Genomic DNA, 20,266 nt, shown 5'->3' with positions numbered 1-20,266 from the left:
TGCACAGTCTTGAGTCATTGGTGCAACTCATTTACCTTTGGTGCCTTTTGCGAGACGCTCGCCCAACATCAGGGCGAATTTTCACAAGCTACTGAATTAAAATATTAAATACTTGTCACTTGGCTGACACACCTCTGTCTTATTGCTGTTATTTTGCCCTGGCATGCTATCTGCTCACAGGGAACTTAAGGTGATTGGCGTGGAGTGCTGAGATGGGACTGGAGAAGTTGCTGTATCTGCAAGGGATAGGGGACGGCTTCAGCGACAGCTATGGGCGTTTTTGCCCTACATCGGCCGGCACACGCAAACAGATCCTCAGCGCCATGTGTGGCCCTATACCCGAAGAGGCGAGCGAGCTTTGGATTGAGCGGCGGGTTCATCAGCTCGATGCCGAACCCTGGCAGCAGCTGTTGCCTTCATTTCAGTGGTGCTATCTCGACAGTCTCGGTCTGAGGTTCAGACTCGAGGCGCAGTCTTTGCCATCCAAGGCGCTGCAGCTGACGCTGACGAGTGAACTGGGTGAGGAGTTTGTTGTCAGCTTTTCAGCGGCAGACTGCCCGGTGCGCGGCGATTATCGTATCGGTGAGCGCTGCTATCTTGAGCACGAGCTTAAACTGGACGAGGTTTCCGGCAACTGTGGCATCGCCCCCGGACTTGGCTACCACAGGGTGTCTTTATCTATCATTGAGCGTGAGGGCGATGAGAGGCTGCTTGCTATGGGCAACTTGATGGTGGCGCCAAGGCAGGCCTTCCAAGGCGTACTGCAAAAAAATACGGCGCGGCAAAACGAGCCTCATCGCAGGCCCTGGGGCGTCAGCGTGCAGCTGTTTTCGCTCTGGCAGGAGGATACTCCCGGCCCTGAGGCAATGGGCGACTTTGGAGCCCTGCTGAAGCTGATAACCCAACTGGCCCCCAAGGGGCTGGACTTTATCCTGCTCAACCCCCTGCATGCGCTGGCGCTCACTGAGGATGCCTCCCCAAGTCCCTACAGCCCAATAGACAGACGCCGCCTGCACCCCTTGTATATCTCGCCGCCGCTCTGCGCCGAAGGGCCGGCACCAATCTGTGATGCTGAATCTTTTGCCGAGCAAACGGCCTTCAGCCCCTGGCTGGACTATGCCGCTGTCAGCCGTGATAAGTGTGCCCGCCTCAAAGCAATGTGGCAGCGTTTCAACGCTTTGCCCAAGGATGCTCCCAGGCGCCAGGGCTACGAAGGCTTTGTGCGCCGGGAGGGACTGGCGCTGCAGCACTATGCCCGGGAGCAGGCAAGTTTCGCCACCGGAGACTGGCCCTCAGATGCCGGCTTTTATCTCTATCTGCAGTTTGTTGCCGAAGAGCAGTTGGCCTTGTGTCAATCCCGCGCCATAGAAGCCGGCATGAGTATCGGCCTTATCCGGGATCTGGCTGTCGGCACAGTTGGCTGCGGCACTGAGGTGAGTCAGCATCAGAGTCAGTTTTGCCAAGGTGCCAGCATAGGGGCGCCGCCGGATGCCTTTGCGCCCCAGGGGCAGAACTGGGGGCTGACGCCTCTGGACCCCGTCGGTCTCAAGCAGGCGGATTTTAGCCACTTTATTGAGTTGCTGCGCACCAACATGCGTCACTGTGGTGCCATTCGGATAGATCACGTGATGTCGCTGTTTCGTCTCTGGTGGTGGCCGGCCGAGGCCGAAAACCAGATTGAAACTGCAGTCGAAACTGAGTCTGGCGAGCCTGAAGGCGCCTATGTCTATTACCCCTTCGATACCCTGCTGGCGATTTTATTGCTGGAGAGCCAGCGTGCCCGCTGCCTGGTGATTGGCGAAGACCTTGGGCTGGTGCCGCCGCAAATCGTAGCGCCGCTTAAGCTTGGCGGGCTGTACTCCAATGAGCTGTTCTATTTTTGCCGTGAGCAGCAGGATTTCCCTGACTTTGGTGGATTTCGGCCGCCAAATGACTACAAGCCAAACGCCATCATGATGCTGAGCAACCATGATGTACCGCCACTAAAAGCCTGGCTGGAAGATGAAGATCTCAGGCTCAGGCGGGAACTTGGCCTGCTGGGTGCTGAACAATACGCAAGGGAAAGCGATGACCGCCGCAGGGATATTCAGGCTCTTGAAGTTTGGCTGTCGCAATTTTATCCCTTTGATAACAAGATAAAAGCTGCACTTGCGCCGGACTCTGTCACCTATACCCAAAACTTGATCCATAACCTCGCCGTCACAGTCGCCTCGGGGTGCAGTGCGCTTTTCAGCCTGCCGCTGACAGATCTGCTCGGCGATAAGGTGGCGGTCAATATCCCGGGCACCAGCACTGAGTATCCCAACTGGCGCCGACGTTATTCGTTGGCCGTGGAAAGGCTCAATGATTCCGAGCTGCTGCAAAACCTGCTCAGGGATATCCGCCGGGTGCGCGAGCAAAGATGCAGCGCTGAGCCGGAGCGGCTGCGAGCTCAATCAACAGGAGATGCAGATGAAACAGCAAATCGTCGCCAATGAACCCGCGCCGCACTTTAGTGAGCCAATGCAGGAAAGGCTGGTCCCGGAACTGGACTTTGCCGCCGCCTGCGCTTTGGCCGAAGGGCGCCATGGCGATCCCTTCGCCTGGCTCGGAATGCATCTGGTCGAGCAAAATGGCCGCAGCCGCTTGTTACTGCGCGCCGTGTTGCCCGGCGCCGCCATCGTCGAGGTGCTGGACGCGAAAACCGGCCGTAAGGTGGCCGAGCTTACCCCTGTCGTTGGCGCCGAGCCCCTGTTCAGTGGCTTTATGGGGCGCAGGGTCAAACCCTTCGACTATAGGCTCCGCATCAGCTATCCCCAGGCCGAGCTGGTGCTGGACGACCCTTACCGCTTTGATGCTTCGCTCGATGAACAGGCATGTTTTCTCTTCAATGAAGGCAGTCTGCTGAAGGGCTGGCAGTTGCTCGGTGCCAATTGGCTCGAGTGCCAGGGCGTAAAAGGTGTGCGTTTTTGTGTTTGGGCTCCCAATGCCAAAAGTGTGTCTTTGCTGGGGGATTTCAACCATTGGGACAGGCGTCGCCACAGCATGCGCCGCCACCCGGCCTCAGGCCTTTGGGAGCTGTTTTTGCCGCAAGTCCAGGGCGGTGAGCACTATAAGTTTTTGCTGCAAACCCAGGATGGCAGCTGGCTGGAAAAGGCCGACCCCTGCGCCAGACAGATGCAAGGTGCGCCCCACAACGCCTCGATAGTGCCGATGGCGGACAGTGATTGGCAATGGCAGGACAGTGATTGGATGGCCGCCAGGGCGCAAAGAGCCTGGCACCGACAGGCGGTCAGTATCTATGAGCTGCATCTGGGATCCTGGCGGCGTAACGGTGAAGGCGGTTTTCTCAGCTACGCAGAGGTGGCCGAACTCTTGGTGCCTTACCTGCAATCTCACGGTTTTACCCATGTGGAATTTATGCCGTTGAGTGAATACCCCTTCGACGGTTCCTGGGGCTATCAACCCGTGGGGCTGTTTGCTCCCAGTCATAGGTTTGGCGATCCCGAGGGGCTTAAACTGCTGGTGGATGCCTGCCACAGGGCGGGTATCGGTGTGCTGCTCGACTGGGTGGCGGCGCACTTTCCTTCCGACCCCCACGGCCTGGCGCATTTTGATGGCACTTGCCTGTATGAACATGAAGATCCCCGCCGTGGCCGTCATCCCGACTGGGACACCTTGATCTACAACTATGGCCGCAAAGAGGTGCAGAGTTTTCTGCTCAGCAATGCCTGCTATTGGCTGGAGGAGTTTCATTTCGATGGCCTGCGCCTCGATGCCGTGTCCTCCATGCTCTATCTGGATTACAGCCGCGAAGAGGGCCAGTGGCAGGCCAACGAATATGGCGGCCGTGAAAATTTGGAAGCGATAGCCTTTTTGCAGCAGCTCAACACGCGTCTCTACCATGAGTACCCGGGGATCATCATGATAGCCGAAGAGTCCACCGCCTGGGATGGCGTCAGCCGGGATGTCGCTGCCGGCGGCTTGGGATTCGGCTTCAAATGGAATATGGGCTGGATGCACGACACCTTGGATTATCTCACCAAGGAGCCGGTACATCGCAGCTATCACCATGGGCAACTGACTTTTTCCCTCATCTATGCCTATACCGAGCAGTTTATTTTGTCGCTGAGTCACGATGAAGTGGTGCATGGCAAGCGCGCCTTGTTGGAGAAGATCCCCGGCGATGACTGGCAGAAGTTTGCCACACTGCGGGCTTTTTACGGTTTTATGTGGGCTCACCCGGGGAAAAAGCTGCTGTTTATGGGCGGCGAGTTTGGCCAGCGGCGCGAATGGCAACATGACTTCAGCCTCGACTGGCATCTGCTGCAGTATCCATCTCACCAAGGACTCAGCGATTGGGTGCGGGATCTTAACCTCTGTTACCGCCGGCAGCCGTCATTGTGGCAGTGTGACAGCGAGCCGCAAGGGTTTCGCTGGCTCGACTGCAACGACAGTCAGCACAGCCTGCTGGCGTTTACGCGTATCGATTCCGACGGCAACATGGTGCTGGTTATCTGTAACTTCACCCCTTGTGTCAGGGAAGGCTATCGACTGGGATTGCCAGAGCCCGGACGTTACCGCGAGCTGCTCAACAGCGACAGCGCATTCTACGGCGGCAGTAATCAAGGCAACGCCGGAGGCATGGAAGCCGAGGAGATCCCCTGGCAGGGCATGCCATATAGCGCGCTGATCCGGGTGCCGCCACTGGCGAGCGTCTATTTCGCCTTGGAGCGTGGCTGATGCAGATGCTTGCAGGCAAACCCTGGCCTCTGGGCTCGACTCTGGTGCATGCAGTCAATGGCGAGCCGGAAGGGGTGAATTTTGCGCTGTTTTCGGCTCATGCAACCCGGGTTGAGCTGTGCCTGTTTGAATACAAAAATGGCCAATGGCAGGAGTCGGGCCGTTTCGAGCTTATGCCGTCCTCGCAACAGGTGTTCCATGGTTTGCTGCAGGGGGCCGGTGAAGGACTCTGCTATGGCTATCGGGTGCATGGCCCTTATCAGCCTCAGGAAGGGCACAGATTCAATCCGGCCAAGCTGCTGCTGGACCCTTACGCCAGAGCCTTTTGTGGTCGCTGGCAGTATGGGCCCTGGCAACTTGGCTATGCCAGAGTCGATGAGCAGGGCCGGCCATTGGCCGCTGTTTGCCATCCGGGGGATGCTGAATCCCCAGTACCAGGGTCCCCGGAGCGGGAGTCCGGCAGTGCCGGAATAGGTGATGACTTATGGGCCGATCCCTGTGACAACGCCTGGGCCATGCCCAAATGCCAAGTGGTAGCCGATACCCGCTTTACCGGCAAGCGCTTACCGGGCGGCCAATGGCGTAATGAAGTGATCTACGAGATGCACCTCAAGGGCTTCACCGCCGCCATGGCCGGGATCCCCCCTGAGCTTCGCGGCACCTTTGCCGGTTTGGCGCACCCGGTGGCGATAGCTTATCTCAAGTCGCTCGGGATCACCTGTGTCGAACTGCTGCCGGTGCACGCCTTTCTGTCCGAGCCTTTTCTGCTGGATAGCGGGCTCAGCAATTACTGGGGTTATAACAGCATAGGTTTCTTCGCTCCCCATGGGGCATATTCGGCCTCTGACGATGCCATTGGCGAATTCAAGCAGATGGTCTCTGCCCTGCATGATGCCGGTATCAAACTCGTGCTGGATGTGGTCTTTAACCACAGCGCCGAGGGTAATCGTCAGGGGCCGACCGTCAGTTTTCGCGGCTTGGACAATCTCAGCTACTACCGTTTGCATCCGGCAGATAAGCGTTTTTATATCAATGACTCTGGCTGTGGCAACTGCCTGGATATCAGCCATCCAAGAGTCGTACAGCTGCTGATGGACTCGCTGCGTTACTGGGTCGATATCATGGGGGTGGATGGCTTTCGTTTCGATCTGGCCACCAGCCTTGGCCGTGAGACGCGGGGGTTCAGCAATCGCGCCGGATTGTTCGATGCCTTGCTGCAAGACCCTGAACTGCAGCAATGTGTGCTGATAGCCGAGCCCTGGGACATAGGCCCGGGCGGTTATCAGTTGGGGCAGTTCCCCAATCGCTTTGCCGAATGGAACGACAGATATCGCGATACCCTGCGGCGTTTCTGGCGCGGTGATGCCGGGCTCTTGCCAGAGCTTGCCAGGCGCCTTTCCGGCTCCGGCGATCTGTTTGAACACTCGGGGCGCGGCCCACAAAGTTCAATCAACTTTATCTGCAGCCATGATGGTTTCACCCTGAGGGACCTGGTGAGCTATCGCGAGCGGCACAATCAGGCCAACGGTGAAAACAACCGCGATGGTCACCATGAAAACTTCAGTGCCAACCATGGCGTGGAAGGCGAGAGTAAAGATGCCGCCATAAAGGCCCTGAGGGCGCGCCAGAGCCGTAATCTGCTGGCGAGTTTACTGCTCTCCCAGGGCACGCCCATGTTGCTGGCCGGCGATGAGTTCGGCAACTCCCAGAGCGGCAACAACAACGCCTATTGTCAGGACAACCCATTGGGCTGGCTCGATTGGCACAGGGAAGATACTGCGCTGGGCGCCTTTGTTCGCCGGCTTATCCATATCCGCCGGGATTGCGGTTTTTATGACAGCGATGACTATGTTCACACCGATGCCCTCCAGGCTTCCAGAGCGCTGGCTTGGTTTGCCGCCTCCGGCGAGGCCATGACACCCGGCCATTGGGGCGAAGTCCAGTGCCGCAGCTTGCAGTTGATGCAGAGCCGTCAGCCCAATATGAGCCCTCAAGGAGAAAACAAACTTCAGACCGAAGCCCTGCTGATCCTGCTGCATGCCGGTGACAGCAACAGCCATTTTTGTCTGCCAGCTCCGCCGCCCGGAGCCGGTGAGCAGTGGCAGCTGCTGCTTTCCAGCGAAGCCGGACGGGATGAACTGCAATCCTGCTATCCCACAGCTTCATCTTTCGCCCTTGCCGCCTGCAGTTTTCAGCTGCTGGCCGCAGGTGGCCGTTATCTGTCGTCCTCAGCCAAAGGAGCCAGCCATGACTGATACTTCAAGGAATAGAGTCAAGAGCCGCAGTAAGAGCCAATCGACAACAGCATCAAAAGCCGCATCGCCAATAGCGCCCGCTAGTCAACAAGCCCCAGGCCATCTGGCGCACCAAGACTGCGAGCCCTGTGATTCACTGCCGGCGGCCTTTGCCAGACAGCTGAGATACGATCTTAACCGCAATGAGCGCAGGCCGCAGGAGCTTTATCAGGCATTGGCCCTGAGCGTCAAAGAGCAGCTGTTGGACGATTGGTGTGCCAGTCGCAGCCAGGACGCTTTGTACCAGCGCAAACAGGTGGCTTATCTGTCGCTGGAGTTTCTGATGGGCCGAAGCCTGGGCAACGCCTTGCTCAATCTGGACCTGACCGACGAGTGCAGGGAGATGCTGCAAGGCTATGCGGTAGCGCTTGAAACCCTGCAACAGCAAGAGCATGACGCCGGTCTGGGGAACGGCGGTCTCGGGCGGCTGGCGGCTTGCTTTATGGACAGCTGCGCCAGTCTCGGGCTGGCGGTCACTGGCTATGGCATTCGTTATGAGTACGGCATGTTTGCTCAGCAGGTAGTCGATGGTTACCAGCAGGAGCAGCCGGACCGCTGGCTCAGGGATGGCAACCCCTGGGAAGTGCGGGCCTCACAGCACAATGTGACCGTGCCTTTCTTCGGTCATGTGCAGAGCCATGTCGACCGCGATGGCCGCCGGCACAGGGCCTGGATGGATACCCAGGATGTACTGGCGGTTGCCTATGATATGCCGGTGCCGGGTTATCGCAACGGCCGGGTCAACACCCTGAGGCTTTGGAAGGCCGAGGCCACGGATGAGTTTGACCTTGCTGAGTTCAACCAGGGGGATTACACCGAAGCCGTGGCGGCCAAGAATCTGGCCGAGCAGATAACCATGGTGTTGTACCCCAATGACAGCAGTGAAAACGGCAAAGAGTTGCGGCTGCGGCAGCAGTATTTCCTGTCCTCTGCCAGTTTGCAGGATCTGTTGACGACCTGGGTTGCCAACAAAGGCCGGGACTTCAGTGAGTTTGCCAAGTTTCATGTGCTGCAGCTCAATGATACCCATCCGGCGATTGCGGTTCCCGAGTTGATGCGCCTGCTTATCGACGAATATCAGTTGGAGTGGCAAGCTGCCTGGGACATAGTCAGCCATTGCATGGCCTACACCAACCATACCTTGTTGCCGGAGGCGCTGGAGCGCTGGCCGGTGCGCATGTTCGCCCAGATGCTGCCGCGTATTTTGGAGATCATCTATGAAATCAACGCCAGATACCTGGAGTTGGTGGCACATCACTGGCCCGGCGACGTGTCACGTCTGCGGCAGATGTCCATCATAGAAGAGGGGGATGAGCCCCATATCCGTATGGCCTATCTGGCGATAGTGGCCAGCTTTTCGGTCAATGGTGTGGCGGCGCTGCACTCAAGGCTGTTGACCACAGGGCTGTTTCGGGATTTTTACGAGCTCTGGCCGCATAAGTTCAACAACCGTACCAATGGCGTGACGCCCAGGCGCTGGCTGGCTCACTGTAACCCCCGTTTGGCCGCGCTCATCAGCAGCCGCCTGGGACAGGATTGGCTGAGCGACCTAAGATGCCTGACTGCCCTCAACGCCTTTACCTCGGACAAGCCATTTATTGCTGCCTGGCGCGAGGTGAAGCAGGCCAATAAACAGGCGCTGGCCGAGCTGGTGGCGCAGCGCTGCCAGGTGAACTTCGACCCCTCCATGATGTTTGATGTGCAGGTTAAGAGGATCCATGAATACAAGCGGCAACTGCTGAATATCATGCATGTGATCCATCTCTATCAGCGGATTGTCAGTGGCGATACCCAGGGGATGCAACCACGCTGCGTGCTGATTGGCGGCAAGGCGGCGCCCGGTTATGCCATGGCGAAACTGGTGATCAAATTGGCCAACAATGTGGCTCATATGGTCAATGAGGATCCCAGAGTCAGTCCCTGGTTAAGGTTTGCCTTTTTGCCCGACTATAACGTCAGCGCCATGGAGGTGATCTGCCCGGGTACGGATTTGTCAGAGCAGATATCCACCGCCGGCAAGGAAGCCTCGGGCACAGGCAATATGAAGTTCATGATGAATGGCGCCCTGACCATAGGCACTCTGGATGGTGCCAATATCGAGATGCTCGAAGAGGTAGGTGAAGACAACTTCTTTCTGTTTGGCCTCAATGCCCTGGCGGTGGAGGAACTCAAGGCGCACTACTGCCCGGCGCAATATATAGCGTCTTCGGCGGCGCTCGGCGGCGTAATGGCGCTGCTCAAAAGTGGTCACTTTAATCTGCAGGAACCGGGGATCTTCGACCCCATCATAGCCGCCATTGAATCGCCCCAAGATCCCTGGATGCTGGCGGCCGACTTTGAAACCTACCGTCTGGCCCAGCTGCAAGCCGCCAAGGCTTATCAGGACCCTCTGCGCTGGACCGCCATGAGTATTCGCAACACCGCGGTCAGTGGCCGCTTCTCCAGCGATGTCACCATAGCCGGTTATCGCGACCATATCTGGGGCGCGCAGTGAGCGCCTTTTTCTGTTAATTGGGAGCACGCTTTTATGCCGAATCCGAGTCCGCGTTATATCAGTAACCTTACCCGTGAAACCTATGCCCTGATCCTGGCCGGAGGCCGGGGTTCTCGCCTCCATGAGCTGACCGATTGGCGGGCCAAGCCGGCGCTCTATTTCGGCGGCAAGTTCAGGATCATCGACTTTCCGCTGTCCAACTGCATCAACTCGGGGATCCGCCGGGTAGGGGTGGTGACCCAGTACAAGTCCCATTCGCTTATCCGCCACGTGACCCGCGGCTGGGGGCATTTCAAAAAGGAGTTGGGGGAGTCGGTGGAGATATTGCCGGCGTCCCAACGTTATTCGGACAACTGGTATCAGGGCACGGCCGATGCAGTGTTTCAGAACATAGACATCATACGTCACGAGCTGCCGCGCTATGTGATGGTGCTTTCGGGCGATCATATCTACCGCATGGATTACGCCGGTCTGCTGGCCGCTCATGCCGAGTCCGGCGCCGATATGACGGTTTCCTGTATGGAGGTGCCGGTGGCCGAAGCGGCCAACGCCTTTGGGGTGATGGAGGTGGACAGCAGCAACCGTATTCTGGGGTTTGAAGAGAAACCTGTCGAACCCAAGCCCTTGCCGGATAACCCCGAATCCTGCCTGGCATCCATGGGCAACTATGTGTTCAACACAGAGTTTCTGTTTGAACAGCTGAAAAAAGATGCCCAGAACGCCGATTCCAACCGGGATTTCGGTAAGGACATTATCCCGGCCATCATAGAAAAGCACCGGGTCTATGCCTATCCGTTTCGCAGCGCCTTTCCCAACGAGCAGGCCTACTGGCGCGATGTGGGAACTCTGGATTCTTTCTGGCAAGCCAATATGGAACTGCTGTCGCCGACGCCGGCGCTCAATCTCTATGATGCCAAATGGCCCATCTGGACCTATCAGGAACAACTGCCGCCGGCCAAGTTTGTATTTGACGATGATGACAGGCGCGGTATGGCGCTGGACTCTGTGGTTTCCAGCGGTTGCATTATCTCAGGTGCCACTGTGCGCCACTGTGTCCTCTTCAATGAGGTCAGGGTTTGTTCTTACTCAGAGGTGGAAGACTCGGTGATCCTGCCCGATGTGGTGGTGTTGCGTCATTGCCGCATTCGCAAGGCTATCATAGATCGGGGCTGCATTATCCCCGAGGGGATGGAGATAGGCTTTAACCATGACCACGACAGGGCCAAGGGTTTTCGGGTCTCGGAAAACGGCGTAGTGCTGGTAACCCGCGACATGTTGGGACTGCCTGTGGGGTACGAATAATGGTGGCGAAAGCAAAACTGCAGGTGTTGATGTTGGCAGCGGAAAACGCTGCCCTGGCCGGCGCCAAAGTCGGCGGTATGGCCGATGTGCTGGCCGAGTTGCCTCCGGCGCTGCAAAGCCAAGGCGTGGCGGCGCATATCATAATGCCGGACTATGGCTTTTTGGCCAAGGAGCAGGGGGCTGATTTTCTGTGCGAGTTTGAATTTGCTTTCGGCGCAGGCACCACCCGGGCGCGGCTGTATCGTATCGCCAATCCGGCGGTTCAGCCAGGCTCCCAGGGGGTGTGGATCTATCTTCTGGCTCATGAAGGTTTTTGCGGCGTTAAGCGTGAAGTCTACAGCCTTGATGGCCCTGAGCGCCCCTTTGCCACAGATGCAGGCAAGTTTGCCCTCTTCGGCGCTGCAGTGGCGGCAGCGCTGAAACAAGGATTACTGCCGCTGCCGGACAGGTTTCACCTGCACGACTGGCACTGCGGCGGTTTTGCCATGTTAAGAGCACTGGATCCCGCCTATCGCGGCCTATCAAAAGTGCCCTGTGTCCTCAGTATTCACAACCTGGCGATGCAGGGTGTGCGGCCGCTTGCCGGCGAGGCATCTTCCCTGGCGGCCTGGTATCCCTGGCTGTTGGCCGAAGGGGTAAACTCCAAACTGCAACTGGCGCTGGATACCCGCTACCCCGGGTGCATCAATCCGCTGCGGGCGGCGATTCAGTTCAGCGATGTCATCCATCTGGTCTCGGCGACTTACGCCAAGGAAGTGCTGCGTCCGTCACAGCCAGAGCTGGGTTTCTTTGGCGGCGAAGGATTGGAGGTTGACCTGCAGGCCAAAGCCAAGCTTGGCCAGGTGTTCGGCATTCTCAACGGCTGTGACTATCAAAAAGGACTACCGCTCGCTGCCGGCAAGCGGCGGCAACTCAAGTTGCAACTGCCCAAGATAGCCACAGAGGCATTATTGAGTAAACTCGGGCGCAGCGATGCAGTGACGCCGGCAGATATGATTGCTCAAATCCGCTTGGGCCAGATATCTGAGTCACCGGGAATGCTGCTGACCTCGGTTGGCAGGCTCACTGAACAGAAGTTGCTCTTGCTGTGTCATCCCTGGCAGGGCAAGACAGTGCTGGAAGAGCTGCTGCTAAGGCTGGCGCAGTTCAGCGACAGCGCCTGTTTTTGGCTGCTCGGCAGCGGCGATGAGCAGATAGCGGCACTCTTTGGCCGCATCGCCGCGAGCAACAGCAATTTTCGCTTTATCAATGGTTATCATCAGGAGCTGGCCGATGCCCTCTATCAATGCGGCGATCTGTTTGTGATGCCAAGCTCCTTCGAGCCTTGCGGTATCAGCCAGATGCTGGCTTTGAGAGCAGGCCAACCCTGCTTGGTGCATGCCACCGGTGGGCTGGCCGATACCATCAGCGACGGTGACAATGGCTTGGTATTCGCAGGGGTCGGGCTGGATGAACAGGCCAAGGCGCTGCTCGACGCCCTGTCCCGGGCCTTGGAGCTCTATTCCACAGCCAACTGGAATGCTCTTAGAAAAAGAGCCTCCGCCAGTCGCTTTTCATGGCAAGACAGCGCAAGGCTTTATATGACCCAACTCTACCAGGTGGAAAGTTGCAGCAAGGATGAGCGGCGCCTAGTGGAAAGCGCCATAAATTAGTCAGGTTTCCGAAGGTGCTCTGCTACACTAGACCTGTAGATTTCTTCTTTGTTATTCACAGGCTAGGGGGCAGATGGAGCAGAGCATTTTCCTTCCTTTGGCACAAAATGCCGCATTTTTGCTGGCATTGGTGTTTATGTATGATGCTATTCCCAGACAGCAGCAGCGGGAGTACTTCCTGCTGTGGCGTTTGTTGATTGGCGTCATTATCGGTGGCATCTGTATTGCGGTGATGCTTACCCCCTGGAGCTATGAGCCGGGGATATTCTTCGATAGTCGCTCCGTACTTTTAAGTATCTCAGGCCTGTTTTTCGGCGGCCTGCCGACCATAATCGCCTGCGTGATTACCGCCGCTTTTCGCATCTATCTCGGTGGCGGTGCTGTTTGGATTGGTGTTGGAGTGATCTTCTCCAGCGGCTTGATAGGCCTGTTGTGGCGCAAACGGCGCAAGCAATCCCTCGCCGATATAGGCTACCCGGAGCTGGCCGGCTTTTCCCTGTTGGTGCATCTGGTTATGCTGGCCTGGATGTTACTGCTGCCCTGGGAAACCGCCAAAGGGGTGCTTGCCAGTATCAGTTTGCCTCTGTTGACCTTGTTCCCACTCACCAATGTGTTGCTGGGGCGCTTGCTGTCGCGGCGGCTGGAATTTGAGCGTGACAACCGCATTCGGCTGCAGGATGACTTTCTGTTTCGCTCCCAGTTCCATGTGGGCAACATAGGGATTTCCATCACCTCGCCGGATCAACGCTGGCTCAAGATAAACCCCCACATGTGCCAAATGTTAGGTTATACAGAGCAGGAGTTGTCGCAGCTGACCTGGTCTGAGCTGACCCACCCGGATGATCTGCCCGCCGATATGGCGCAATTCAGGCGGATGCTGGATGGTGAAATCGACGAGTATGAGATGGAAAAACGCTTCGTCTCCAAGCAGGGGCAGTATGTCTATACCCATATGACTGTGGCCTGTCAGCGCCATCATCAGCAGGTACAGTTGGTGATAGCCGGCTATATCGATATTACCTCGGCCAAGTTGGCCGAGCAGGCGATTGCCGCCAGTCGCGATCAGTTGGAGCTGGTGCTGCAAAGCGGTCAACTCGGCTTCTGGGACTGGGACCCAGTCAAGGATACCGTAGTGCGCAACAAACGCAGTGCCGAAATTCTCGGCTGCTCCCTTAACAATCTCAACGACAACAAACGCCTGTGGTTAGATGGTATTCATCCCAAGGACAGGGCCTGGGTACTGCGCTCTTTGGATGAGCACCTGGCGGGCAAAACCGAGCAACACAAGGTGCAGTACCGGCTGATCCGTCCGGACGGCGAACTGCGCTGGGTGCAGGATACCGGCAAGGTGGTCAGTCGTGACGAGAAGGGCAGGCCTCTCAGGGTTTGCGGCGTGCATGTGGATATTACCGAGCAAAAACAGCTGGAAGCCTCACTCAAGCTGGCGGCTTCCGTCTATGAAAATTCCAGCGAGGCGATGAGTGTGCTGGATGATGTCGGCACCATAATGACGGTCAATTCGGCGTTCAGCGCCATCACAGGGTATCAGCCACAAGATGTGCTGGGCAGTAACATAGATATGCTCAAGTGCGACGACCACGATGAGAGGTTTTACCGTGAGCTGAATCATGATCTCAGCCACAAGGGGCGCTGGCAGGGAGAGATGTGGCTGCGCTGCAGTGATGGCCGCAAGATAATGATTTGGCTCAGCATCAATACCATTCACAGCACGGATGATACCCCTCTGAGAAGGGTGGCGCTGTTTTCCGATATCACCGACAAGAAGCAGAATGAACGTCTTATCTGGCGTCAGGCCAACTATGATGCCCTGACAGGTTTGCCGAACCGGCGCATGTTCACCGAGCATCTTGGCAATGAAATCCGTAAGGCCAAGCGCCATGGCCATGGTTTTGCGCTGCTGTTTCTGGATCTGGATTTCTTCAAAGAGGTTAATGATACCCTGGGTCATGACATGGGGGATTTACTGCTGGTGGAAACCTCGGAGCGGCTGCAGGCCTGTGTGCGTGAGTCCGACGTGGTGGCCAGACTCGGCGGCGATGAGTTCACCTTGCTGCTCTCGGATGTGCAGGATCATAACGGGGTCGAGCGGGTTGCCAACCATATTCTCAGCAGTCTGGCCGAGCCCTTCAAGTTGGGCGATGAAACCGCCTTTATCAGCGCCAGTATCGGCATTACCCTGTATCCCGATGATGGCCAGACAGTGGAGTTGTTGCTTAAACATGCGGATCAGGCCATGTATGCCGCCAAAGATCAGGGCCGCAACCGTTTCAACTATTTCACCGCCTCTATGCAGGAATACGCCAAATACAGGATGCGGCTTATTCAGGATTTGCGTCAGGCATTGGAGCGGCGCGAATTCGAACTCAGGTTCCAACCCATAGTCGAGCTGGGCAGCGGTAAGGTGTTCAAGGCCGAAGCCTTGCTGCGCTGGAATCACAGTGAGCGCGGCAATGTCTCGCCGGCTGAGTTTATTCCTGTGGCAGAAGACACAGGGCTTATCTTTGAAATCGGTAACTGGGTGTTTGAGCAGGCGGCGCGTCAGAGTGCCGCCTGGCGCGAGGCTTATGGGAGCGAGGTGCAGATCAGTATCAACAAGTCGCCAATCCAGTTTCGCGACGAAGGCAACCGCTTTGCCGAGTGGCTTGAGCTGCTGACAAGTCTGGGTGTCTCTGGCTCGGGGATCTGTATAGAGATAACTGAAGGCCTGTTGCTGGATGCCAATATGGGAGTGACCGAAAAGCTGTTGGCCTATAGGGATGCCGGCATTCAGGTGTCTCTGGATGACTTTGGCACCGGCTATTCCTCCCTGGCTTATCTGAAACGGTTTGATATCGACTATCTCAAGATAGATCAATCCTTTACCCGTAATTTGGAAACGGATGAGAGTGACTTGACCCTCTGTGAAGCCATCATAGTCATGGCACACAAGTTGGGGATGAAGGTGATAGCCGAAGGGGTGGAGACAGCCGGTCAGGCCGAGATCTTGACCCGCATAGGCTGCGACTATGCCCAGGGTTACCTCTACTCCCAGGCGTTGGATATCGAAGGCTTTGAGCAAAAGTATCTTGGCAAGCATCAGGTCATAGGTGGTGGAAATGCCAACTGATAACTTGTGTTTGCGGTATACTCGCCGGCCTTTTTATGTTTCAGGTGTTGAAGATGCAGTTTTCTGAAACCCAGCTGCCGGGAGCGCTGCTCGAAGCCGTTGCCCAGTGCGGCTATCGTGAGTTGACGGCGGTGCAGCAGCAGGTATTGCCGGCGGCGCTGGCCGGACGGGATATTATGGCTTCGGCTCATACAGGCACAGGTAAAACCGCGGCCTTTGGCTTGCCGCTTTTGGCCACATTGATTGACGAGTGGCAGCAACAGGGGCTCGCTGAGCCTGAGTATGGCGCCGCTCCCAGAGTGCTTATCCTGACACCAACCCGCGAGCTGGCGCAGCAAGTGGCGACTCAGTTGGGTAAATACGCCGCCCATACTCCATTTCGCATTTTGGCCATTTTCGGCGGCGCCAACTTCAACCCTCAACGCAAGGCGATAGCGGCCGGTATTGAGGTGCTGGTGGCGACGCCGGGGCGGCTGTTCGATCACCTGAGCCAAGATCATCTCAGGCTGGATAAGGTTAAGGCCCTGGTGCTGGATGAGGCCGACCGCATGTTGGACCTGGGATTCTTGCCGGATATTGAGCGTCTGGGGCGCTATCTGCCAGATGGGCATCAGACCATGCTGTTTTCGGCGACCTTCCCCGAGACGGTCAAGCGCCTCGGGCACAAGCTGCTCGATAAGCCAGAATGGTTTGAAGTAGATAAAGAGAGCCGCACTCAGGCGCAGATCCAGCAAAAGGTGTATCCGGTGGACTATCGCCGTAAAGCCGAGTTGCTTGCCGAGCTTATTGGTCGCAACAACTGGCAACAGGTGTTGGCCTTTGTCAGTACCAAGGAGAGCGCCGAGCAGTTGCAACAAGAGCTGAAACTCGACGGCATCAAGAGCGCCTGTTTTCACGGCGACAAGACTCAGGGGGCCCGTAGCCGCGCTCTGGCGCAGTTCATCGATGGAGAGATTCGGGTATTGGTGGCAACCGATGTCGCGGCCCGAGGCCTGGATATTCCCGCTTTGCCAAGGGTTATCAACCTCGAGCTGCCATCCCAGGCTGATGACTATATTCATCGCATCGGCCGTACCGGCAGAGCCGGGCGCAGCGGCGAAGCTATCTCTTTGGTGAGCCCGGCTGAAGAGCAAAAACTGGCTGAAATAGAAGCCCTGCTCGGTTACAAGCTGCCAAGAGAAGTTCTGCTGGGTTACGAGAAGGGCGCGCCGTTGCCGGAGCGCTATTTACAGTCTATCGAGAAGCCCCGACATACCAAGACTCACAGGGGCCATAAACCCGGTCGTAAGGGCCAGCAGCCCAAAGGGCCAAGGCGCAGGTAGATTAAAAAAGCCTGCTATACTCAATGCGTTGCCTCGGTATGCCGTCAGCAGCGCAACCTGTTAACTCGAGCGTTAAAGGAGATGAGTATGTGGCGAAAATCTGTGATCTTACTTGGGCTGAGTTTGCTTGTGGCTTGCACTTCCATTCCCAAAGACTGGTCCGGTATGAGTTCAACCGAGATAGCCTCCTGGAAAGAGGCAGGTTTTGATTCCCGAAGCGCCCAGCAGTGGCATGTTGCCGGATTTGACGCCTCAAGCGCAGGCGCCTGGCAGGATGCAGGCTTTAAACTCGATGATGCCAAGGCCTGGAGCAAGCAAAACTTCACCCCGGTTGAGGCCAAGAGTTGGCGCGCCGGTGGCTTTGACTTGGAGGATGCCATGAAAAACCGTGCCAAGGGGCTGACACCGATAGTGGATCACGAACTCAAGCCCTAACCGGTCAGGTTCACAGAAATGGGCGCTATCCGCGCCCATTTTGCATCTGTTTACAATTTCGAGCTAACTCTTTCCCTGCTTGGGTTACACTCTGCTGCCTCAATGCTGTAAGGAATGGAGTCACAGATGATCCTCAAACCCGTTGCCACCAATCTGATCACCGGCTTTCTCGGCTCAGGCAAAACCACCTTTATTAAAGCGCTGCTGGCCAATAAGCCTGCGGGCGAGACTTGGGCGGTATTGGTCAATGAGTTCGGTGAAATAGGAATAGATGCCGGTCTGATGGGGCAGAGTGACTCCGGCGTTGTCATACGAGAAGTGCCCGGCGGCTGTTTGTGCTGCGCTGCCGGGGTGCCGACTCAAGTGGCGGTGACTCAGCTGCTTGCCCGGGCCAAACCCGACAGATTACTGATAGAGCCAACAGGCCTTGGTCATCCCAAAGAGATTTTGAAAACCCTAAGCTCGAAACAGTTTGCCGAAGTGCTCAGCCTCAAGGCCAGTATCTGTCTGTTTGACCCGCGCAAACTCAGTGACAAGCGCTATACCGAACATGAGAATTTTCTCTCCCAGCTGCAGATAGCCGATATCCTGCTGGCCGGCAAGCAGGACCTCTGGCAACACCAGGAGCCAATGGTTCTGCCTGGGGATGAGCCGCTAAGTGCAAAAGGGGATGAGCCGGAAAGTGAGCTGGAGAGTAAGCGGCTAGCTGCACACTTGAGGGAACAAATAGCCGCCTTTATTGCCGCTCAGCAACTGGAAGGGGAGCTGTTTTACTGGTCCAAAGAGCAGAAGCTCAATGATGAATTGTTGCGGGCGCTGGCTCGTCCGGCAAAGGCCAATTTGAACACTAAAGCCACTCCCTTAGGCACCGGGCTACTGCGGCAAAATGCCGGTGTGTTTGCCATCAAGCCACTCGGCGTCGAGCCGCAGAGCTCCAAAACGCCCGAGTGGGACGCTCGCGGCATAGTGTTCAAGAGTAATAAAGGCGAGGGCTGTTACAGCTATGGCTGGATCTTTACTCCGGATTGGCTGTTCGATCTCGAGCGCCTCTATCGCTGGGCCAAGGCACTCGATGTGGTGCGACTAAAAGCTGTGATGATCACCAAAGACGGCATAGCGGCGCTCAATATGCTCGACGGTGAATTGAGCGTTGAAGAGCTCGATGATGCCATGGACTCCAGGCTGGAGATCATCAGTCGCGCCCCTTTGCAGCCTGAATCTTTGGAGCAGCAACTGCTCGCCATCAAAGTCGCCGAATAACGCCCTATTCAAGGCTGTGGCATCCAGGCTGATAACTCGGGTACAATCCGCCATCCACTTTTTCCGAGGTGATTGATTTCGGAGTGCCAATTTGAATGGAGGCCGAGCTGGCGCCTCCTAATATGGCCTCTGATATCGAACTTATGGTTTAACACCTTTGATGTTGAGAAAGCGTCATGACCCCAAACAGCGTCCCCCAGACTGAGCAGGATCTCGCCTTACTGCAGCAACCTGTCAGTAAACTCTTTTGGCGTTACACAGTCCCCACTGTGATGTCCATGTTGGTGACCGGAATTTACGTCACCATAGACGGGATGTTTATCGGCCACTACCTGGGGGAAACGGGTCTTGCGGGTATTATGCTGGCTTACCCTGTGGGCGCCATTCTCTATGCGCTCGGTGCGCTTTTGGGCATGGGCGGCGCCGCGCTTATCTCCATCAATCTTGGCCGCGGTGATGTTGCCAGGGCCAGAAAAATTCTCGGCAATACCTTCAGTCTTTGTCTGTTGAGTGCATTGGTGGTGTCGCTTGCCGGTACCATGCTGACCGACGACATTCTGCGCTGGCTGAAAGCCGAAGGTGAGGTCTATGAAGGCGCCTACCAATACCTGTTCTGGTACTTTGCCTTGGGCATTTTCCCCATCATCTCCATGGCCTTCTCGGCGCTTTTGCGTAATGACGGTCGCCCCAGTTTCGTCACCTGGATCCTGGTATTGGGGGGCGTGCTTAACACCCTGCTGGATTGGCTGTTTATTGTGGTCTTTCCCTTTGGCCTTACCGGTGCCGCCATTGCTACCATGTTGTCCCAGGCGGTCACCGGCGGCCTGTGTCTGCAACATTTCTTTGGCAAGCGCACCCGGCTCAATATCGACTGGCAGCAGATGAAACTGAGCCTGGAGCTGGTTTGGGAAATCGTCAAGCTGGGGATGCCCAGTTTCCTGATGAATCTCTACCTGTCGATTGTATTGACCATGCATAACATGGCGCTGCTCTGGACCGGCACTTCGCTGCATGTGGCCGCCTATGGCGTGGTGAGTTATACCGAAGCCCTGTTTTATTTTGTGTTTGAAGGCATAGCCCTCGGCACACAACCCATTCTCAGCTTCAATGCCGGTGCCGGTCGATATGACAGGGTCAAGCAGACCGCCAAAATGGCGTTTTCCGTCACCTTAATCTGCGCCTTGCTGGGATTGGTGCTTATCTATAGCCGTCCGGAATGGATGGTGTATCTGTTTGCCGGTGACAACCCGACTCTGGCCCCGGTTGCCATTGAGGGCATGTATCTCTATTTCTGGGGTTTGCCGATGGAAGGCTTGATTTTGGTGGGAGCCAGTTTCTTCCAGGCCATCAATCGTCCGGCCGAGGCCTCGATACTCACGGGCAGCAAGTTGTTGCTGATAGGCCTGTTCCTCTGGGTGTTTGCCTGGGCCTTTGGCGTGCCGGGCGTGTGGATCTCCTTGGCATCCTGCAGCAGCCTATTGTGCCTGTGGATGTTCTACAGTTTGAAGCGCACCAAGGTGGCATTACACCAGCCTTGAGCGACAGGAAATGATGGCAAATATTCACCTGCATCAGTGATATATAAAGAAATATTAATTTAGAACTCAGGTTATTTTTGAGCAGGATCATGTTATAAAAGACTATCTTGCATTAGTTCA

Annotated in this window: 11 protein-coding genes; all 11 read left to right on the top strand. The window is 56.5% G+C overall.

Going from position 1 to position 20,266, the window contains the following annotated elements; translation table 11 throughout:
- Positions 1-212 precede the first annotated feature (212 nt).
- A complete protein-coding gene (gene malQ / locus ACSHSR_RS15715) occupies positions 213-2,477 on the top strand; it encodes a 4-alpha-glucanotransferase (RefSeq protein ID WP_479630923.1) in 2,265 nt (754 codons plus the stop codon).
- 25 nt (positions 2,478-2,502) lie between these two features.
- Positions 2,503-4,722 (top strand): 1,4-alpha-glucan branching protein GlgB, encoded by a 2,220-nt coding sequence (gene glgB / locus ACSHSR_RS15710; protein WP_479631529.1) that lies wholly within the window; start codon positions 2,503-2,505, stop codon positions 4,720-4,722.
- Entirely contained in the window at positions 4,722-6,977 is a 2,256-nt protein-coding gene (gene glgX / locus ACSHSR_RS15705) for a glycogen debranching protein GlgX (protein ID WP_208142605.1), read from the top strand. The genes glgB and glgX overlap by 1 nt, the downstream gene beginning before the upstream one ends.
- A complete protein-coding gene (locus ACSHSR_RS15700; protein WP_479630922.1) occupies positions 6,970-9,510 on the top strand; it encodes a glycogen/starch/alpha-glucan phosphorylase in 2,541 nt (846 codons plus the stop codon). Before glgX ends, ACSHSR_RS15700 begins: the two co-directional genes overlap by 8 nt.
- 33 nt (positions 9,511-9,543) lie before the next feature.
- Positions 9,544-10,812, top strand: a complete 1,269-nt coding sequence (glgC, locus tag ACSHSR_RS15695; protein ID WP_025011424.1) for a glucose-1-phosphate adenylyltransferase — start codon at positions 9,544-9,546, stop codon at positions 10,810-10,812.
- Positions 10,812-12,464: a glycogen synthase gene (locus ACSHSR_RS15690; protein WP_479630921.1), complete on the top strand. Its 1,653-nt coding sequence runs from the start codon at positions 10,812-10,814 to the stop codon at positions 12,462-12,464. The genes glgC and ACSHSR_RS15690 overlap by 1 nt, the downstream gene beginning before the upstream one ends.
- Positions 12,465-12,537: 73 nt before the next feature.
- Complete coding sequence (locus tag ACSHSR_RS15685) at positions 12,538-15,591, top strand: EAL domain-containing protein (RefSeq protein WP_418070202.1); 3,054 nt, start codon at positions 12,538-12,540, stop codon at positions 15,589-15,591.
- A gap of 53 nt (positions 15,592-15,644) precedes the next feature.
- A complete protein-coding gene (locus tag ACSHSR_RS15680) occupies positions 15,645-16,913 on the top strand; it encodes a DEAD/DEAH box helicase (RefSeq protein WP_418070203.1) in 1,269 nt (422 codons plus the stop codon).
- Between the two features lie 87 nt (positions 16,914-17,000).
- A complete protein-coding gene (locus tag ACSHSR_RS15675; protein WP_447017916.1) occupies positions 17,001-17,348 on the top strand; it encodes a hypothetical protein in 348 nt (115 codons plus the stop codon).
- A gap of 126 nt (positions 17,349-17,474) precedes the next feature.
- Positions 17,475-18,608 (top strand): CobW family GTP-binding protein, encoded by a 1,134-nt coding sequence (locus ACSHSR_RS15670; RefSeq protein WP_479630920.1) that lies wholly within the window; start codon positions 17,475-17,477, stop codon positions 18,606-18,608.
- Between the two features lie 176 nt (positions 18,609-18,784).
- The gene (locus tag ACSHSR_RS15665; protein WP_144217312.1) at positions 18,785-20,146 is read left to right on the top strand and encodes an MATE family efflux transporter; all 1,362 of its coding nucleotides are present in this window, start codon (positions 18,785-18,787) and stop codon (positions 20,144-20,146) included.
- Positions 20,147-20,266 lie beyond the last annotated feature (120 nt).

The organism is Shewanella sp. VK101, assembly GCF_056497865.1.
This window is presented reverse-complemented; position numbering and strand designations above follow the sequence as displayed.

Bases quoted from the DNA above. Each gene is read 5' to 3' on its own strand.
- malQ (WP_479630923.1), top strand. From the start codon at position 213: ATGGGACTGGAGAAGTTGCTGTATCTGCAAGGGATAGGGGACGGCTTC.
- glgB (WP_479631529.1), top strand. From the start codon at position 2,503: ATGCAGGAAAGGCTGGTCCCGGAACTGGACTTTGCCGCCGCCTGCGCT.
- glgX (WP_208142605.1), top strand. From the start codon at position 4,722: ATGCAGATGCTTGCAGGCAAACCCTGGCCTCTGGGCTCGACTCTGGTG.
- ACSHSR_RS15700 (WP_479630922.1), top strand. From the start codon at position 6,970: ATGACTGATACTTCAAGGAATAGAGTCAAGAGCCGCAGTAAGAGCCAA.
- glgC (WP_025011424.1), top strand. From the start codon at position 9,544: ATGCCGAATCCGAGTCCGCGTTATATCAGTAACCTTACCCGTGAAACC.
- ACSHSR_RS15690 (WP_479630921.1), top strand. From the start codon at position 10,812: ATGGTGGCGAAAGCAAAACTGCAGGTGTTGATGTTGGCAGCGGAAAAC.
- ACSHSR_RS15685 (WP_418070202.1), top strand. From the start codon at position 12,538: ATGGAGCAGAGCATTTTCCTTCCTTTGGCACAAAATGCCGCATTTTTG.
- ACSHSR_RS15680 (WP_418070203.1), top strand. From the start codon at position 15,645: ATGCAGTTTTCTGAAACCCAGCTGCCGGGAGCGCTGCTCGAAGCCGTT.
- ACSHSR_RS15675 (WP_447017916.1), top strand. From the start codon at position 17,001: ATGTGGCGAAAATCTGTGATCTTACTTGGGCTGAGTTTGCTTGTGGCT.
- ACSHSR_RS15670 (WP_479630920.1), top strand. From the start codon at position 17,475: ATGATCCTCAAACCCGTTGCCACCAATCTGATCACCGGCTTTCTCGGC.
- ACSHSR_RS15665 (WP_144217312.1), top strand. From the start codon at position 18,785: ATGACCCCAAACAGCGTCCCCCAGACTGAGCAGGATCTCGCCTTACTG.